This window comes from Agromyces kandeliae, from assembly GCF_009674665.1.
Lineage (GTDB): Bacteria > Actinomycetota > Actinomycetes > Actinomycetales > Microbacteriaceae > Agromyces > Agromyces kandeliae.
In genome coordinates, this window is sequence record NZ_WKJD01000019.1 from 164,375 (window position 1) to 179,992 (window position 15,618).

Genomic DNA, 15,618 nt, shown 5'->3' on the forward strand with positions numbered 1-15,618 from the left:
CAGGTGGGGCGCGCCCTCGGGTGCGCGGAAGATCGTGGCGCGAGGCAGGCTAACGCCGGCCCCGGCGAGGCCGCATCAAGTCTACGACCTTTTGCGCCGCCTCGCGGACCTCGTGGTTCACGACCTGGTGGTCGAACTCCTCGACGGCCGCGAGTTCGACCTTGGCGGTCTCGAGTCGGCGCTGCTGCTCGGCGGGGCTCTCGGTGCCGCGCCCGACGAGTCGCCGGACCAGCTCGTCCCACGTCGGCGGGAGCAGGAACACGAGCGTCGCCTCGGGCATGGCCCGGCGGACCGAGCGCGCGCCCTGGATGTCGATCTCGAGCAGGACGCTGCTGCCCGCGGCGATCGCCTCCTCGACGGGGCCGCGCGGGGTGCCGTACCGGTACGCATTGTGCACCGTCGCCCATTCGAGCAGCTCGCCGGCCTCGACCATCCGGTCGAACTCCTCGTCGGAGACGAAGAAGTAGTGCTCGCCCTCGACCTCACCCGGCCGCGGCGCGCGCGTCGTGGCCGACACGGACAGCTTCACCTCGGGGTGGTGCTCGCGGATGTAGCCCGCGACCGTGCCCTTGCCGACCGCGGTCGGACCCGCGAGCACGACGAGCCGGTCACCGGTGCCGCCGTGGTCGGCGATCCAACCGGCGGTGAACTCGCGCAGGCGCCGTCGCTGCAGGCGGCCGAGGCCGCCGAGGCGCTTGGAGTTCGCGATCTGCAGCTCCTGCATGATCCGGGCGCACTTGGTCTGCCCGATGGCGGGGATCGACGTGAGGAACTCCGAGACGCGCAGTCGACCCTCGACGCCCTCCGGGTCGTCGTAGGCGACCCGCAGCACGTCGAGCGGGCTGCGCGCGCCGCCCGAGATGTCGTGCTTGACCGCGGCGCGGGCCCGCCGGGCCGCGACCGCAGCGCGCGATGCGGCGACCCGGTCGACCTCGGGCGGGGCGGATGCCACGGCGTGATCAGACATCGAGCGCCCCCACCTCGTCGGCGCGCCGCGAGATCGCGTCGGCGATGCCGTCGGGCCCCGCCGCGAGCAGGCCGCGGCTGTCGGTCAGGATCGCCCCGGGGGCGAGCGAGCCCAGCCGCGCGGGGACGTCGCGGAGCTCGCCGCCCTGGAAGCCGATCCCTGGCACCAGCACGGGCACACGCGGGCGGCCGTCGATCGCGACGTCGATGCCGAATTCCTCGGGCACGATCGTGGCGCCGAGCACGACGCCGATCGAGCCGAACGGGCGCTCGTCGGCGCCGTCGCGGCTCCGGTTCCAGGCGTCGACGCCGGAGACGATCGCACCGGCCACCGACGAGCCCGCTCGGCTCGAGCCCTGCAGCACGGCCTGCTGGATCGCCGCCGCCTCGGGGTTCGAGGTGGCAGCGACGACGAACAGGCCGGCCCCGGCGGCCTCCGCCTGGCGCATCACGCCCTCGATCGAGCCGAGGCCCTGGTAGGCGTAGATCGTCATCGCGTCGGCGCGCAACGGCGACCCGTGCGAGAGCCACGCCTGTCCGTACGCCTCGACGGTCGAGCCGATGTCGCCCCGCTTGACGTCGGCGATCACGAGCAGGCCCGCGTCGCGCGCCAGGTCGAGCACCCGCTCGAGGGCGGCGTAGCCCGCCGAGCCGTGGCGCTCGAAGAACGAGACCTGCGGCTTCACGATCCCGACCCGGCCCGCAGCGGCATCCACGACCCGGAGCCCGAACTCGCGGACGCCGGCGCCCGAATCCGGGAGCCCCCAGTCATCGAGGAGCCAGGCGTGCGGATCGATGCCCACGCAGAGGCGCCCGCGGGTGGCGAAGGCCGCGTCGAGGCGTTCGCCGAACGGGGCGACGCCGCTCACGCGACCACCTCTCCGGCGCGGCGGCGCGCGTACTCCTGGAGGCTCGTCACCTCGAAGCCCCCGTCGTTCGCGTCGAGGGAGGCGACCGCGGCGGAGAGCTCGGCGATGGTCGTGAACAGCGGGATGTCGGCGGCGACCGCAGCGGCACGGATCTCGTAGCCGTCGGCGCGCGCCGAGCGACCGCTCGGCGTGTTCACGACCACGTCGATCTCGCCGCGGTGGATGAGCTCGACGACCGAGGTCGCGTCCTCGCCCTGCTTCTCGCTGTACTTCAGCACGACGTCGGCGGCGATGCCGTTGCGGCGAAGCACCTCGGCGGTGCCCTCGGTCGCCACGAGATCGTATCCGAGCTGCTGCATGCGGAGCACCGGGAGGATGATCGCGCGCTTGTCGCGGTCGGAGACCGACACGAACACGCGGCCCGACAGCGGCATCCCGCCGTACGCGGCGAGCTGGCTCTTCGCGAACGCGCGCGGGAAGTCGCGGTCGATGCCCATGACCTCACCGGTCGAGCGCATCTCCGGACCGAGCACCGAGTCGACCATGATGCCCTCGCGGGTGCGGAACCGGTGGAACGGCAGCACGGCCTCCTTGACGGCGACCGGCGCGTCGAGCGGAACCTTGGAGCCGTCGACCTCGGGAAGCAGGCCCTCGGCGACGAGGTCGCGGATCGAGTCGCCGACCATGATGCGCGACGCCGCCTTCGCGAGCGGGATGCCGAGCGCCTTCGAGACGAACGGCACCGTGCGGCTCGCACGCGGGTTCGCCTCGAGGACGTAGAGCACCCCTGCTCCGATCGCGAACTGCACGTTGAGCAGGCCCCGCACGCCGACGCCCTCGGCGATCGCGCGCGTCGCCTCGCGCACCCGGTCGACCTCCGCGCGACCGAGGGTCACCGGCGGAAGGGTGCAGCTCGAGTCGCCCGAGTGGATGCCGGCCTCCTCGATGTGCTCCATGACACCGCCGACGTAGAGCTCGGTGCCGTCGTAGAGCGCGTCGACGTCGATCTCGATCGCGTCGTCGAGGAAGCGGTCGACGAGCAGCGGATGGGTCGGTCCGACGATGCCCTGGTCCTCGATGCGTGCGAAGTAGTCGACGAGCGAGGGCGTGTCGTACACGATCTCCATGCCGCGGCCGCCGAGCACGAAGCTCGGGCGCACGAGCACCGGGTACCCGATCTGCTCGGCCACCTGCACGGCGCCGGCGAGCTCGGTCGCGGTGCCGTTGCGCGGCGCGAGCAGGCCCGCGCCGTCGAGGATGGCCGCGAACTGGCCGCGCTCCTCTGCGAGGTCGATCGCGTCGGGCGTGGTGCCGAGGATCGGCACGCCAGCGGCCTCGAGGCCCTTCGCGAGCCCGAGCGCGGTCTGGCCGCCGAGCTGCACCACGACGCCGACGAGTTCGCCGGACTGCGACTCGGCGTGGATGACCTCGAGCACGTCCTCGAGCGTGAGCGGCTCGAAGTAGAGTCGGTCGCTCGTGTCGTAGTCGGTCGAGACCGTCTCGGGGTTGCAGTTGATCATGATCGTCTCGTACCCCGCCTCGGAGAGCGCGAAGGACGCGTGCACGCACGAGTAGTCGAACTCGACGCCCTGGCCGATGCGGTTCGGGCCCGAGCCGAGGATGACGACCTTCCGGCGGTCGCTCGGCGCGACCTCGGTCTCGAGGTCGTAGCTCGAGTAGTGGTACGGGGTCAGCGCCGGGAACTCGCCCGCGCACGTGTCGACGGTCTTGAAGACGGGGCGGATGCCGAGGATGTGGCGGACCTCGCGCGCGTCGGCCTCGCCGAAGCCGCGCAACTGGCCGATCTGCGCGTCCGAGAACCCGTGGTCCTTCGCGAGGAGCAGCGTGTCGGTGTCCAGTGCCTCGGCGCCGGCGATCCGCTCGGCGACCTCGTTGATCAGCACGATCTGGTCGAGGAACCACGGGTCGATCTTCGTGGCGTCGAACGCCTGCTCGATCGACGCGCCCTTGCGCAGCGCCTGCTGCACGAGCACGATCCGGCCGTCGGTCGGAACGCTCGCGGCCTCGAGGAGCTCCCCGACCGACCGCGCCTCGTCGCCCCAGTGGAAGCTCGATCCGCGCTTCTCGAGTGAGCGCAGCGCCTTCTGCAGCGCCGTCGTGTAGTTCCGGCCGATCGCCATGGCCTCGCCGACCGATTTCATGGTCGTGGTGAGCGTCGGGTCGGCGGCGGGGAACTTCTCGAACGCGAACCGCGGCACCTTCACGACGACGTAGTCCAGCGTCGGCTCGAAGCTCGCGGGGGTGACCTTGGTGATGTCGTTCGGGATCTCGTCGAGGCGGTAGCCGATCGCGAGCTTCGCCGCGATCTTGGCGATCGGGAAGCCCGTCGCCTTCGACGCGAGCGCCGACGACCGCGAGACGCGCGGGTTCATCTCGATGACGATGACGCGCCCGTCCGCGGGGTCGACGGCGAACTGGATGTTGCATCCGCCCGTGTCCACGCCGACGGCCCGGATGATGTCGATGCCGATGTCGCGCAGCTTCTGGTACTCGCGGTCGGTGAGGGTCAGCGCCGGCGCGACCGTGATCGAGTCGCCCGTGTGCACGCCGACCGGGTCGACGTTCTCGATCGAGCAGACCACGACGGTGTTGTCGTGCGTGTCGCGCATGAGCTCGAGCTCGTACTCCTTCCAGCCGAGGATCGACTCCTCCAGGAGCACCTCGGTGGTCGGCGAGTCGTGCAGGCCCTGCGTCACGATGCGGACGAGGTCCTCCTCGGTGTACGCGAAGCCCGAGCCGAGGCCGCCCATCGTGAACGACGGTCGGACCACGAGCGGGTAGCCGAGGTCGAGCGCGAACTCCTTCGCCTGCTCGAGCGTCGTGGCGACGTGCGAGCGGGCGACGTCGGCGCCGGCCTCGATGACGAGGTCCTTGAAGAGCTGGCGGTCCTCGCCCTTGCGGATCGCGTCGACCTTGGCGCCGATGAGCTCGACGCCGTGCTTGTCGAGGATCCCGGCGTCGTGCAGGGCGATCGCGGCGTTCAGCGCGGTCTGGCCGCCGAGCGTCGGCAGCACGGCATCCGGCTTCTCCTTGACGATGATCGACTCGATCACCTCGGGGGTGATCGGCTCGACGTACGTCGCATCGGCGAAGCCGGGGTCGGTCATGATCGTGGCCGGGTTCGGGTTCACGAGGATGACCCGGACGCCCTCCGCACGGAGGACGCGGCACGCCTGGGTGCCCGAGTAGTCGAACTCGGCGGCCTGCCCGATGACGATCGGGCCCGACCCGATGACGAGGACGGAATTGATGTCGTCGCGCTTGGGCATTACTTCCCGGCCTCCTGGCTGTCGTCGGTGGTCCTGCTCGCGATGACCATGTCGCGGAAGCGGTCGAAGAGGTAGTTGGCGTCGTGCGGGCCGGCCGCCGACTCGGGGTGGTACTGCACCGAGAACGCGGGGATGTCGAGGCAGTTCAGGCCCTCGACGACGTCGTCGTTGAGGTCGACGTGGCTGACCTCGACGCGGCCGAAGCCCTCGCTCGACTCGCTGATCGCGTCGGTCGGCGCGGCGACGGCGAAGCCGTGGTTGTGCGCGGTGATCTCGACCCGGCCGGTCGCCCGGTCGAGCACCGGCTGGTTGATGCCGCGGTGGCCGAAGGGCAGCTTGTACGTGTCGAAGCCGAGCGCGCGACCGAGCAGCTGGTTGCCGAAGCAGATGCCGAAGTAGGGCAGGCCGGCGCGGAGCGCCGAGCGGAGGAGCTCGACGTGGCGCTCGGAGGCGCTCGGGTCGCCGGGGCCGTTCGAGAAGAACAGCGCGTCGGGCTCGAGCGCGAGCACGTCGTCGGCCGTCACGGTCTGCGGGAGCACGTGCACGTCGAAGCCGCGTTCGGCGAGGTAGTTCAGCGTCGACGTCTTCACGCCGAGGTCGAGCACGGCCACCGAGCCGACGCGCTCACCCGTCGCGGGCAGCGTGTAGCGCTCGCCCGTGGAGACCGCCCCGGACAGGTTGCGCCCCGTCATCTGCTCGCCGGACTGCACGAGGTCGAGCTGCTCGCCGGGCGAGAGGTGGGCCTCCTCGCCGGAGAAGACGCCCGCGCGCATCGCGCCGAGCGAGCGGATGTGCCGCGTCACCGCGCGCGTGTCGATGCCGCTGATGCCCACGATCCCGGCCGCCGCGAGGTCGTCGTCGAGGCTCCGCTGCGAGCGGAAGTTCGACACGACACGGGAGGGGTCGCGCACGACGAAGCCCGCGACCCAGATGCGGGCGGACTCCATGTCCTCGTCATTCATGCCCGTGTTGCCGATGTGCGGCGCGGTCATGAGCACGATCTGCCCGGCGTACGACGGGTCCGTCAGCGTCTCCTGGTAGCCGGTCATCCCGGTCGCGAACACGGCCTCGCCGAGCGTGCGTCCGCGCGCGCCGTAGGCGCGCCCCTCGTACCGGGTGCCGTCCTCGAGGACGAGCACCGCCCTGGTGGGGTCGATCGCATCGGCGGGCGCCTGCACGTCGACGGTGGTCGGGGTCTCAGTCATCCGAGGCCTCGCTCTCTTCTGCTTCCGGCTGCGGCGCCTCGGGCGCCGCAGCGATCTCGTTGACGGCGGCCACGAACCGGGCGGAGTCGCCCGGGTACCGGCACCGAAGGTAGCTGTCGACCCGCGACGGAACCTCGGGCTCCGACCGGTCGTCGACGATCCAGGTGAGGGCAACGAGGCCCTCGGGCTCGACCCCGCGATCGATCGCGTAGGTCGCCGTCCCGGCGGCCGCGATGCGGTCGGCCGGGATGAAGCTCGGGAGCTCGCCCGCGATGCGGAGGAGGACGCCCTTCCGGTGCACCTCGACGCGCGCCGAGCCGCGGAAGGCGAGACCCTCGACGGCGAGCCGCTCGAGGGGGTCGCCCTCGGGGGTCGTCGCGACGTAGAGCGCCTCGACCTCGAGGGTGGTGGTTCCGGGGTCGGCGGGCGGCGCGTAGGCGGCGAGCGTCTCGTCGCGCACCGTGCGGCGGCGCCAGGAGCGCCACATCAGCCAGGCGGCCACCGCGACGATGGCGACGGCGACGAGCGCGCCGATCCATCGGCTATCCACGCGCACTCCCCTCGGCGAGGCGGGCGAAGGCCGCGGCGATCTCGTCGGAGGCTCGGACCTCGCCGTCGAGGACCGTGGGCACGCCGCGGTGGAACGTCGCGACGACGCGGCCCGGGAGCGTGCGCCCGAGGTAGGGCGAGTTCACGCTGCGCCCGGCGAGCCGGTCGACGCCGAAGTCAGCGGTCGCGGTCGGGTCGAGGAGGGTCAGCTCGGCGGCCGAACCGGCCGCGACGGGCTCGCCGTGCCCCGAGAGGCGGCCGATCCGGGCCGGCGTCGCGGACAGCACGCGTGCGACGTCCGCCCAGCCCATGAGGCCCGAGTCGACCATGGTCTGCTGCACGACCGAGAGCGCCGACTCGAGGCCGACCATGCCGTTCGCCGCCGCGTCCCACTCGCACTCCTTCGCCTCGACGGGGTGCGGTGCGTGGTCGGTCGCGACGATGTCGATCGTGCCGTCGGCGAGGGCCGCACGGAGCGCGTCGACGTCCTCCTGGCGGCGCAGCGGCGGGTTGACCTTGTAGCGGGGGTCGTACCCGGCGACGAGTTCCTCGGTGAGCAGCAGGTGGTGCGGCGTGACCTCGGCGGTGACGTCGATGCCGCGGGCCTTGGCCCAGCGGACGACCTCGACCGACCCGGCGGTGGACACGTGGCACACGTGCAGGCGCGACCCGACATGCTCGGCGAGCAGCACGTCGCGGGCGATGATCGACTCCTCGGCCACCGCGGGCCACCCGGCGAGGCCGAGCTCGCCCGAGAGCGCGCCCTCGTTCATCTGCGCGCCCTGCGTGAGACGCGGCTCCTGCGCGTGCTGGGCGATGACGCCGTCGAACGCCTTCACGTACTCGAGGGCCCGGCGCATGAGCAGCGGATCGAAGACGCAGAAGCCGTCGTCGCTGAAGACGCGGACGCGTGCGCGCGAGGCGGCCATGGCGCCGAGCTCGGCGAGCTGCTCGCCCTTCAGCCCGACCGTCACGGCGCCGATCGGCTGCACCGTCGCGTAGCCCGCGGCCTCGCCGAGCGAGAGCTCCTGCTCGACGACGCCCGCGGTGTCGGCGACGGGGAACGTGTTCGCCATCGCGAACACCGCCGTGAAGCCGCCGGCGGCGGCGGCCCGCGTGCCCGTGAGGACGGTCTCGCTCTGCTCGTAGCCCGGCTCGCGGAGGTGGGTGTGGAGGTCGACGAGGCCTGGCAGCGCGACCAGCCCGTCGGCGTCGACGACCGTGGCGCCCGCGGCATCCGCCAGCGTGCCGACGTCGGCGATGCGCCCGCCCTCGAGCAGGATGTCGGCGCGTTCGCCCGACGGGAGGGTCGCGCCGCGGATCAGGAAGGACTCGCTCATGGGGTCTCCCCCCGTTCGCCGGACAGCAGCAGGTAGAGGGCGGCCATTCTCACTGATACTCCGTTCGCGACCTGCTCGCGCACCGTCGACTGCATCGAGTCGGCGGCGCGGGCGGCGATCTCGAGCCCGCGGTTCATGGGGCCCGGATGCATGACCATCGTAGTCTCGGGAAGCTGGGCGAACCGGTGGTCGTCCAGCCCCCAGGTCCGCGCGTACTCGCGGCTGTTCGGGAAGAACGCTCCCTGCATGCGCTCCGCCTGGATGCGGAGCATCATCACGACGTCGGGTCCGGCGGCGAGCGCCCGATCGAGGTCGTACTCGATGACGGCGGGCCAGCCGGACACGTCGACGGGCACGAGCGTCGGCGGCGCCACGAGCGTGACCTCGGCGCCGAGGGTCTCGAGGAGCCACACGTTCGAGCGCGCGACCCGCGAGTGCAGGATGTCGCCGACGACGACCACTCGGACTCCGTCGAGGTCGCGGCCGCGCGATGCGGCGCCGTGGAGCCGCCGCCGCATCGTGAACGCGTCGAGCAGGGCCTGCGTGGGGTGCTCGTGGGTCCCGTCACCGGCGTTGACGACGCCCGCGTCGATCCATCCGCTCGTCGCCAGCGTGAAGGGCGCGCCCGAGGACGGATGCCGGATCACGACGCCGTCGGCGCCCATGGCCTGGAGCGTCTGCGCGGTGTCCTTCAGCGACTCGCCCTTGGAGACGCTGGAGCCCTTGGCGCTGAAGTTGATGACGTCGGCCGAGAGGCGCTTCGCCGCGGCCTCGAACGAGATGCGCGTGCGCGTGGAGTCCTCGAAGAAGAGGTTCACGACGGTGCGGCCGCGAAGCGTCGGGAGCTTCTTGACCTCGCGCTCCTGGACCGCGGCCATGTCCTCGGCGACGTCGAGCAGCGCGATGGCGTCGTCGCGCGACAGGTCGCGCGTGCTGAGCAGGTGCCTCACTCGTCACCGCCCTCGATCGTGACGGCGTCGTCGCCGTCGACCTCGGCGAGGTGCACGTTGATGCGCTCGCGCGTCGAGCTCGGCAGGTTCTTGCCGACGTAGTCCGCGCGGATCGGGAACTCCCGGTGGCCGCGGTCGACGAGCACCGCGAGGCGCACCGCGCGGGCGCGGCCGAGGTCGGCGAGCGCGTCGAGGGCGGCACGGATGGTCCGGCCGGAGTAGAGCACGTCGTCCACGAGCACCACGACCCGGCCGTCGATGCCGTCGCCCGGCACCTCGGTCGGGTGGGTGGCGCGCACGGGGTTGCGTCCCAGGTCGTCGCGGTACATCGTCACGTCGAGCGCCCCCGCGGGCACGTCGACGCCGGCGATCCGGGACACGATCCGGGCGAGTCGCTCGGCCAGCGCCACGCCGCGCGTGGGGATGCCGAGGAGGACGAGATCGTCGGCGCCGCGATTGGCTTCGAGGATCTCGTGGGCGATGCGGGTCAGCGCCCGCTCGAGGTCTGCCTGCTGGAGCACGGTGCGCACAGCGGTGCGGACTCCCTTCTCCGCCTCACGGGACGGGCTTCAAGGTTGTCGGTCGATCGATCCTACCAGCGAGCTCCCGCCCCTCCGTCACCTCCGCCCGGGGATGCGGCGGATGTCGCGGAGGGCGTCCGCCCGCAGGCATCCCCCGTCCGGGGGATCCTGCGTTCGAGGGCTGGCCCGGTCGTCGCCCCGCGTGCTGCAATGGCGCATGGCCGACGTCATGATCGCCGTGATGCCCTTCGCCGGGCACGTCGCTCCCCTCGCGGCCGTCGCCGCCGCATTCGTCGACGCCGGCCATCGGGTCCGCGTCTACACCGGCCGCGCCTACGCCGACCGGTTCGCCGCGCTCGGCGCCGAGCCCGTGTCCTGGTCGACGGCACCCGACTTCGACGAGCTCGACCTCGCCGCGACCTTCCCCGCGCTGCGCGGCCGCAAGGGTCCGCGACAGCTGCTGGCGAACGTCGAGCACCTGTTCGTCGGAACCGGGGCCGCGCAGGGCGACGACCTCGTCGCGGCGTACGGGGAGCGACCCTGGGACGTCATCGTCGCCGACAACCTCAGCCTGGGGACGCACTTCGCCGCCGAACGCACCGGCACGCCATCGGTCACGGTGAGCATCGTGCCCCTCTCGATCCCGACGCCCGAGCTCCCGCCGCCGATCCTCCCGCTGCGGCCGGCCGCCGGCCCGCTCGGACGGCTCCGCGATCGCATCCTGAACACGGCGCTCGCCCTGGCGACTCGTGGCATCCAGCACGCCTACGACGCGCAGCGTGCGGCATCCGGCCTGCCGCCCACCGACGCCCCGCTCGCGGCGGCGTGGCACTCCCCCGACCTCGTGTGCGCGTCAGGCGTTCCGCAACTCGAGTACCCGCGGAGCAGTTGGCCGGTGCGCGTCGAGTTCGTCGGCGCGCTCGCGCCGACGGGCTCCGTCCGGCCCGAACCCCCCGACTGGTGGGCGGAGCTGCCCGAGGACCGTCCGATCGTGCACGTGACGCAGGGGACGCTCAACGTCGACCCTGACGACCTCATCCGGCCGGCGTTCGCGGCGCTCGGCCGACAGCCCGTCTCGGTCGTGGCGACGACCGGCCGCGCGGAGGCTCCCGACCTGCCGTTCCCAGCGCCGCCGAACGCGTTCGTCGCCGGGCTGGTCGACTACGCGGCGCTGCTCCCCCGGGCCGACGTGATGATCACGAACGGCGGATGGGGCGGCGTGCTCGCCGCGCTGGCGCACGGCATCCCGCTCATCGTCGCGGGCGGCGACATCGACAAGCCGGTGATCGCGGCACGCGTCGGGTGGGCGGGCGCTGGCATCGACCTGCGGACCGGTCGCCCGTCGGCGACGGCGATCCTGCGCGCGTGGCGACGGCTGTCGGCCGACCCCGAGTACCGGGAGCGCGCCGAGGCGATCGGTCGAGAACTGCGCTCGCACGACGGTCCGCGCGAGGTCGTCGAGCACACGATGGCGCTCGTCGAACGGCGCGCGCGAACCGCGCCGCCCGCGACCTGAGGACCGCGGTTCGCGACCGCCTCGAGCCTTCAGCCCTTGGCGTGCGAGACGGCGGCGAGCAGGCCGTTGACGAAACCTGCGGAGTCGTCGGTCGAGAGCACCGTCGCGGCCTCGACGGCCTCGGAGATCGCGACCGGGTCGGGGACCTCGTCGTTGTACACGATCTCCCAGACGCCGATCCGCAGCAGCGCGCGGTCGACCGCCGGCATGCGCTCGAGCGTCCAGCCACGCGAGTGCGTGGTGATGAGTTCGTCGATCTCGTCGCGGTGGTCGACGATGCCGTCGACGATCTCGCGCGCGTACAGCCAGGACGCCTGCCGCTCGGGCTCGTTCACCGCCCGCTCGGCCTCGGCGACCAGCACCTGCTCGACCGGGACCTGCCGCATGTCGGCCGAGTAGAGCATGTCGAGGGCGCGCTTGCGCGCCTTCGTACGGGCGCTCACTAGTCGTTCACGCGGCCGAGGTAGTCGCCCGAGCGGGTGTCGACCTTGACCTTGGTGCCGGTCTCGAGGAACAGCGGGACCTGGATCTCGTAGCCGGTCTCGACCGTCGCCGACTTGGTGCCGCCCGTCGAGCGGTCGCCCTGCAGGCCCGGCTCGGTGTAGGTGATCTCGAGCACGACCGACGCGGGGAGCTCGATGTAGAGCGGGTTGCCGTTGTTCAACGCGATGGTGACCGACTGGTTCTCGAGCATGAAGTTCGCGGCGTCGCCGACGACGACCGCCGGAACCGTGAGCTGGTCGTAGTCGGTGGTGTCCATGAACACGAAGCCGTCGCCGTCGTTGTACAGGTACGTGAAGTCGCGGCGGTCGACGTTCTCGATGTCGACCTTGGCACCCGCGTTGTACGTCTTGTCGACGACCTTGCCGGTCACGACGTTCTTCAGCTTCGTGCGCACGAACGCACCGCCCTTGCCGGGCTTGACGTGCTGGAACTCGACGACGCTCCAGAGCTGGCCGTCGATGTTCAGGACGACGCCGTTCTTGATGTCAGCGGTGGATGCCATGGAAGTGCTTTCCGTTCGATGGAGGGAAGTCTGCGGGCACGCCGAAGGGCGTGCGACTGATCGAGTGTAGTCGACTCAGCTGGGCGATCGCAGGAGCCAGTCGACCGCGAGACGGTACGAGTCCGACCCGAACCCCGCGATCACGCCGGTGGCGACGCCGGAGATCACGCTCGTGTGCCGGAACGTCTCGCGCGCGTGCGGATTCGACAGGTGCACCTCGACGAGCGGCACGCCAGCGGTCTTCAACTGGGCGGCCGCGTCGCGGAGCGCGTAGCTGTAGTGCGTGAAGGCGGCGGGGTTGATCACGACCGGCACCCGGCGATCCACGGCCTCGTGGATCCACCCGATGAGCTCGCCCTCGTCGTCGGTCTGGCGCAACTCGATCACGACGTCGTCGGGAACGGATGCCTGGAGTCGCTCGCCGATGTCCGCCAGCGTCTCCGAGCCGTACACCTCGGGTTCGCGCGTGCCCAGTCGGCCGAGGTTCGGTCCGTTCAGGACGAGGATCGTGGTCATGCCGGAAGCCTATCGGCGCGGCATCCGCCCCCTCGCCCGTCGCGGATCAGGACGCGATCTCCTGGTAGGCCGCGAACAGCAGCGACTGGTCGGGCGCGAGCATCACGGTGGGCTTGCCGAGGTCGTCGAGGACGATGAATCGCAGCTGCCCGGCGCGCGCCTTCTTGTCGCGCTGCATCGTCGCGAGCAGGGTGTTCCACCGGCCCGCGGGGTACGACGTCGGCAGGCTCAGCAGGTCGAGCACCCGCTTGTGCCGGTCGGCCACCTCGTCGGAGAGGCGTCCGGAGAGCCGGCCGAGCTCCGCGGCGAACGCCATCCCGACCGCGACCGCCGCGCCGTGCCGCCACTGGTAGCGCTCGGCGTGCTCGACGGCGTGGCCGAGCGTGTGACCGTAGTTGAGGATCTCGCGGAGCCCCTGCTCGGTGAAGTCCTCGCTGACGACGTCGGCCTTCATCCGGACCGCCAGCTCCACCACGCGACGGAACTCGGGAGTCGAGGGGTCGGTCGCGACATCCGGGTCGGCCTCGATCACGTCGAGGATCTCGGGGTACCGGATGAAGCCCGCCTTCACGATCTCGGCGAAACCCGCGAGGACCTCGTTCCGCGGCAGCGTGTCGAGCACCTCGAGGTCGCAGAGCACCTCGGCCGGGGCGTGGAACGCGCCGACCAGGTTCTTGCCCTCGTTCGTGTTGATCCCCGTCTTGCCGCCGACTGCCGCGTCGACCATGCCGAGCACCGTGGTCGGCACCTGCACGATGCGGACGCCGCGGAGCCACGTCGCCGCGACGAAGCCCGCCAGGTCGGTGATCGCTCCCCCGCCGAAGCCGACGACCACGTCGGAGCGCGTGAAGTCGGCCTGTCCGAGGATCTGCCAGCAGAACGCCGCGACCTCGACGCGCTTGGCCTGCTCGGCATCGGGGACCTCGGCGAGGATGACCTCGAACCGGTCGACGAGCGATTCGCGCAGCGCCGCCGCGCGCGCGCCGAGGGTGGGCGGGTGCACGACGAGCACCTTGCGGGCCGACGTGCCGATCGCGTCGCCCAGCCCGTCGAGCACGCCGCGGCCGATCCGCACGTCGTACCCCGCGTCGCCGCCGACCCGGATCACCGTCGCCTCGTGCTCGCTCATGCGCGTCCTCCAGCCCACTCGGTGATCTCGGCGACGATCCGCGCGACCGAGCGACGCGTGGTGTCGATGCTGAGGCCGGCGACCTCGTCGTACAGGGGGCGGCGCTCCTCGCGGATCCGGGTCCACCGCTCGAGCCCGCCATCGGCGAGCAGCGGCCGCGTGCCGCCCGTGAGCCGCGGCGCGACGGCCGCCGGGCTGACGTCCAGCCGGACGACGGCGAGGCCCGCGAGGTCGGCGCGGGTGTCCGCGTCGAGCACTGCTCCGCCGCCGAGCGAGACGACCGCCTCCTCGCGGAGCGCCTCGGCCACGACCTCGCGCTCGATCGCCCGGAAGTGCGCCTCGCCGTCGCGGGCGAAGATGTCCTCGATGGGGCCGTAGCGATCGACGATCCGGTGGTCGGTGTCGACGAAGGGCGCGCCGAGCGACGACGCGAGCCGCGCTCCGACGCGCGACTTCCCGGAGCCCATCGGGCCGACGAGCACGATCGGGAGCGGGATCGCCCGTGAGTCCCGCGGCGTAGTGCCCGGTGCGGACGGCTCAGGCACGGATCGCGCCGTCGGCGACCTCGCTCGCGAGCGCGTCGGGGATCGCCGCCAGGTAGGCGTCGAGGTTGCGCCGGGTCTCGACGACCGAGTCGCCGCCGAACTTCTCGAGCACGGCGTTCGCGAGGGTCAGTGCGACCATGGCCTCGGCGACGACGCCCGCCGCGGGGACGGCGCACACGTCGGAGCGCTGGTGGTGGGCCGGGGCGGGCTCGCCCGTCGCGACGTCGATCGTGGGAAGGGCGTGCGGGACGGTCGCGATCGGCTTCATGCCGGCGCGCACTCGGAGCACGGTCCCGGTGGACATGCCGCCCTCGGTCCCGCCGGCGCGGTCGCTCGCGCGCACGATCCGGCCGTCCGCGAGGTGGAGCTCGTCGTGCGCGGCCGAGCCGCGCCGGGTGGTGGTGAGGAAGCCGTCGCCGACCTCCACGCCCTTGATCGCCTGGATGCCCATGAGCGCCGCGGCGAGCTGCGCGTCGAGACGGCGGTCCCAGTGCACGTGCGAGCCGAGCCCGGGCGGGAGGCCGTAGGCGAGGACCTCGACGACGCCGCCGAGCGTGTCGCCGTCCTTGTGCGCCGCGTCGACCTCGGCCACCATCCGCTCGCTCGTCGCGGCGTCGAAGCAGCGCAGCGGGTCGGCGTCGAGCCGATCGACGTCGGCCGGCATGGGCAGTTCGCTGCCCTCGGGAACCTGGACGGGGCCGATGGCGACCGTGTGCGAGACGAGGCGGATGCCGAGCTCGGCGAGGAACGATCGGGCGACCGCGCCGAGCGCGACGCGCGCAGCGGTCTCGCGCGCGCTCGCGCGCTCGAGCACCGGCCGAGCCTCGTCGAAGCCGTACTTCTGCATGCCGACGAGGTCGGCGTGCCCCGGACGTGGGCGGGTGAGCGGCGCACCGCGTCCTCGGCCGAGCGCCTCGGCCTCGACCGGCTCGGGGCTCATCACCTGCTGCCACTTGGGCCACTCGGTGTTGCCGATCCGCAGCGCCACGGGGCTGCCCAGGCTCAGGCCGTGGCGCACGCCGCCCGAGACGGCGAGCTCGTCCTGCTCGAACTTCATGCGCGCGCCTCGGCCGTACCCGAGCTTGCGGCGCGCCAGGTCGGCGCGGATGTCATCGAGGGAGACGGGGATGCCTGCGGGGAGGCCTTCGAGGATCGCGACGAGTTCGGGGCCGTGCGATTCCCCGGCGGTGAGCCAACGGAGCATGCCCACCATCCT

14 protein-coding genes and 1 pseudogene are annotated in these 15,618 nt (G+C 72.2%); 1 reads left to right on the top strand and 14 read right to left on the bottom strand.

Going from position 1 to position 15,618, the window contains the following annotated elements:
* Positions 1 to 49: 49 nt before the first annotated feature.
* From gmk to pyrR, 8 genes and pseudogenes are all read right to left on the bottom strand, one after another.
* On the bottom strand, positions 50 to 967 hold the full coding sequence (gene gmk / locus GJR97_RS14695) for a guanylate kinase (RefSeq protein WP_154347529.1): 918 nt from the start codon (positions 965 to 967) through the stop codon (positions 50 to 52).
* A complete protein-coding gene (gene pyrF, locus GJR97_RS14700; protein ID WP_324613544.1) occupies positions 960 to 1,835 on the bottom strand; it encodes an orotidine-5'-phosphate decarboxylase in 876 nt (291 codons plus the stop codon). The genes gmk and pyrF overlap by 8 nt, the downstream gene beginning before the upstream one ends.
* Complete coding sequence (gene carB, locus GJR97_RS14705) at positions 1,832 to 5,125, bottom strand: carbamoyl-phosphate synthase large subunit (protein ID WP_154347530.1); 3,294 nt, start codon at positions 5,123 to 5,125, stop codon at positions 1,832 to 1,834. The genes pyrF and carB overlap by 4 nt, the downstream gene beginning before the upstream one ends.
* Positions 5,125 to 6,330, bottom strand: coding sequence for a glutamine-hydrolyzing carbamoyl-phosphate synthase small subunit (gene carA, locus GJR97_RS14710; RefSeq protein ID WP_154347531.1), 1,206 nt, complete (start codon positions 6,328 to 6,330; stop codon positions 5,125 to 5,127). Before carA ends, carB begins: the two co-directional genes overlap by 1 nt.
* Positions 6,323 to 6,880 carry a PH-like domain-containing protein gene (locus tag GJR97_RS14715; protein ID WP_324613545.1) on the bottom strand — a complete coding sequence of 186 codons (558 nt, stop codon included), beginning with the start codon at positions 6,878 to 6,880 and terminating at the stop codon, positions 6,323 to 6,325. The genes carA and GJR97_RS14715 overlap by 8 nt, the downstream gene beginning before the upstream one ends.
* On the bottom strand, positions 6,873 to 8,219 hold the full coding sequence (locus tag GJR97_RS14720) for a dihydroorotase (RefSeq protein WP_154347532.1): 1,347 nt from the start codon (positions 8,217 to 8,219) through the stop codon (positions 6,873 to 6,875). The genes GJR97_RS14715 and GJR97_RS14720 overlap by 8 nt, the downstream gene beginning before the upstream one ends.
* Entirely contained in the window at positions 8,216 to 9,169 is a 954-nt protein-coding gene (locus tag GJR97_RS14725) for an aspartate carbamoyltransferase catalytic subunit (RefSeq protein WP_324613546.1), read from the bottom strand. The genes GJR97_RS14720 and GJR97_RS14725 overlap by 4 nt, the downstream gene beginning before the upstream one ends.
* A pseudogene (gene pyrR, locus GJR97_RS14730) lies at positions 9,166 to 9,735 on the bottom strand (bifunctional pyr operon transcriptional regulator/uracil phosphoribosyltransferase PyrR); the annotation flags it as partial. The pseudogene pyrR and the gene GJR97_RS14725, both read right to left, overlap by 4 nt.
* 172 nt (positions 9,736 to 9,907) lie before the next feature.
* On the opposite strand from pyrR, the gene GJR97_RS14735 reads away from it, so the two are divergent.
* On the top strand, positions 9,908 to 11,206 hold the full coding sequence (locus GJR97_RS14735; RefSeq protein ID WP_154347533.1) for a glycosyltransferase: 1,299 nt from the start codon (positions 9,908 to 9,910) through the stop codon (positions 11,204 to 11,206).
* A gap of 29 nt (positions 11,207 to 11,235) precedes the next feature.
* On the opposite strand, the gene nusB is transcribed toward GJR97_RS14735, so the two are convergent.
* From nusB to aroC, 6 genes are all read right to left on the bottom strand, one after another.
* Positions 11,236 to 11,649 carry a transcription antitermination factor NusB gene (gene nusB / locus GJR97_RS14740; protein ID WP_324613547.1) on the bottom strand — a complete coding sequence of 138 codons (414 nt, stop codon included), beginning with the start codon at positions 11,647 to 11,649 and terminating at the stop codon, positions 11,236 to 11,238.
* Positions 11,649 to 12,212, bottom strand: coding sequence for an elongation factor P (efp, locus tag GJR97_RS14745; RefSeq protein ID WP_154347534.1), 564 nt, complete (start codon positions 12,210 to 12,212; stop codon positions 11,649 to 11,651). Before efp ends, nusB begins: the two co-directional genes overlap by 1 nt.
* Positions 12,213 to 12,287: 75 nt before the next feature.
* Complete coding sequence (locus GJR97_RS14750; RefSeq protein ID WP_154347535.1) at positions 12,288 to 12,728, bottom strand: type II 3-dehydroquinate dehydratase; 441 nt, start codon at positions 12,726 to 12,728, stop codon at positions 12,288 to 12,290.
* Positions 12,729 to 12,774: 46 nt separating this feature from the next.
* Positions 12,775 to 13,857, bottom strand: a complete 1,083-nt coding sequence (gene aroB / locus GJR97_RS14755; RefSeq protein WP_154347536.1) for a 3-dehydroquinate synthase — start codon at positions 13,855 to 13,857, stop codon at positions 12,775 to 12,777.
* Positions 13,854 to 14,402, bottom strand: a complete 549-nt coding sequence (locus GJR97_RS14760) for a shikimate kinase (protein WP_324613548.1) — start codon at positions 14,400 to 14,402, stop codon at positions 13,854 to 13,856. The genes aroB and GJR97_RS14760 overlap by 4 nt, the downstream gene beginning before the upstream one ends.
* Positions 14,395 to 15,606, bottom strand: coding sequence for a chorismate synthase (aroC, locus tag GJR97_RS14765; RefSeq protein ID WP_154347537.1), 1,212 nt, complete (start codon positions 15,604 to 15,606; stop codon positions 14,395 to 14,397). Before aroC ends, GJR97_RS14760 begins: the two co-directional genes overlap by 8 nt.
* Positions 15,607 to 15,618: the final 12 nt, after the last annotated feature.